This window comes from Streptococcus sanguinis (assembly GCF_020729725.1).
GTDB lineage: Bacteria > Bacillota > Bacilli > Lactobacillales > Streptococcaceae > Streptococcus > Streptococcus sanguinis_V.
On record NZ_JAJEPA010000039.1, the window covers coordinates 1 to 2,118 of the forward strand.

The following is a 2,118-nucleotide window of genomic DNA, read 5'->3' on the forward strand; positions in this document are numbered from 1 at the left end:
TATGGGGTTAGTAGAAAAATATATGACTTTAGATTTGAATATGCTCGTACATTTCAAGTCATCATATAGCTGGTATCTGTATTCTTACTTGAAATCTAAATATCAAAAAAATGTTCATTTAAAAACCAATCGAATTTCTGTAGAGGAACTGAAAAAAGTCCTTAAATGTGATGATGTTGCCAGCTATCAATCTTTTAAATACTTCAGATTTCATGTCTTAGAGTTAGTAAAAAAAGAAATCAATGATTATACGGAGTTAAACATTGAGTATCTCCCGATAAAAAAAGGACGGAACATTTCAGAAATTGAATTTAGATGGACAATTCAACCCACTACCTATAGTGCAACTATAGCACAAAAAGAATATATAAACGTTCTAAAAAAAGAGTTGTTTTCAAGAAATGAATTTTTTGAAAAAGAAAAGGATTTTGCTGAATATCTCACTAAGATTGAACTAAATGGTTTGACAAAAGATAATGCAAAAGCTATCATTCAAAAAGCAAAAGATATTATCACTAAATTATCTGGATCAAAACCAAAAGCATTGGATTTAGATAACGAGCAGACTGTTGAAAAAATCAGGATAGGTGTTCAGGATAAGCTGAGAGAGACATTTTCAGCTACAGCAGCAGAGTTTTTTGGGGGTAACTTCTTTGACAAAGGACTCGAAAAGGCAAAAGAGAATATGGAGCATAAAGATAGCATTCAAAGTGTGGTTATCTACATAACAAAGGCGATCAAAACAATGATTTATGAAGAACAAAAAGAATAGGGCATCTGCTCTATTCTTTTTTGACAAAAACAAGGCAGCAATTCTGGTTCTAGGATAAAATAATTATAGAGGGAATGACCAGGACAAGATAGACTTAGCAAAGCCTATCAGCCTCTATAGTGGATAAGAGGGTTCAGGAAAAACCTTTGGGAGCTTTTACCTTAGCGGTTTAAAATATATCAAACAGTCTCAAATTTGGGACTGTTTTTATTAAAAACTTTTAACAAAACTATTGACTTTTTATAGAGTGTATCATATAATATAGTTATCAAATAAAGAAATGGTGGTAGTAATCATGACCTATTTAGACAAAATGGATATTGCCTTGGTTGAGGTGATAAAAGAATATTTGAAGTCTTTAGGAGTAGATATCTTCGAGCTTGAAGAAATTGATATTACTACTAATTATACAGCTGGAACGGTAATTGAATGTGCCTGGGTGCAAATTCAAGAGATTGAATTTTTTGTTTCAGAAGCCACTGTATATAACGAAGAAAAAAGCTTCTCGTTAGGCTCATTTGGAACAGGTGAATGGGTTTATGAGGAGTTAGCTGCAATCAATATTGGACGGCAGCAATATATTGTATTCAAAGAAAAAAAGGAGAAGTAAAATGAAAGTGATGACAACTATAATGGTGATTTATGGCTTTATGGTAGATGTCCCTGCCTTGCCTATCAGTATCTTGTTAGGAATAATGTTTATCTTATTTGTGACAAGAAAGGAGAAGAAATAGTGTTTGATAAAGACTTCTATCCGACACCAGAGCCACTGATTCAGAAAATGTTAAATAAAATCAATCGGCGGATTCTTGGAGGAGTGAATGGAACTTCAAAATTAAGGATTTTAGAGCCATYGGCTGGGAAAGGTGATATTGTAGATTATCTAAAACAGAAGCAAATGCTTTTAGAAAGAAGAGCATTGGTTGTGGAGGTTGTAGAAAAAAATCTGGAACTCCGTAGTATTCTCATGAATAAGGAGTGTGAACTAGTTGGCGAGGATTTCTTAACCTTTCAAACGTTCACAGAATACGATATGATTTTGGCCAACCCTCCATTTTCCGAGGGGGCAAAGCATCTGCTCAAGATGATCGAGTTAGCCAAGCAGCAATCTTATAAGGAATGTCAGATTGTTTGCTTGCTTAATGCTGAAACCATCAGGAATCCATTCAGTAATGAGCGGAAGCATTTGGGGATCCTTTTGGAAAAGTACCAGGCAGAGATTGAGTTTCTTGAAGGTGCCTTTGAGGGTGCTGAGCGTTCAACTGAGACTGAAGTTGCGCTTGTTTATCTAAAGATTGGCAAAGAAACAAATAAAGTTAGTTACTTTGAGAGTCTTTTTGATAATC

3 protein-coding genes and 1 pseudogene are annotated in these 2,118 nt (G+C 34.3%); all 4 read left to right on the forward strand.

Features of this window, described 5'->3' with window-relative positions:
• Nucleotides 1–772: pseudogene (locus K4I03_RS12440) on the forward strand (hypothetical protein); the annotation flags it as partial.
• Between the two features lie 295 nt (nt 773–1,067).
• Complete coding sequence (locus tag K4I03_RS12445) at nt 1,068–1,382, forward strand: hypothetical protein (RefSeq protein WP_227965662.1); 315 nt, start codon at nt 1,068–1,070, stop codon at nt 1,380–1,382.
• 1 nt (nt 1,383) lies between these two features.
• On the forward strand, nt 1,384–1,506 hold the full coding sequence (locus K4I03_RS12590) for a hypothetical protein (protein WP_265333649.1): 123 nt from the start codon (nt 1,384–1,386) through the stop codon (nt 1,504–1,506).
• The coding region (locus K4I03_RS12450; protein ID WP_227965664.1) for a methyltransferase at nt 1,506–2,118 on the forward strand (613 nt) is incomplete at its 3' end. The genes K4I03_RS12590 and K4I03_RS12450, both read left to right, overlap by 1 nt.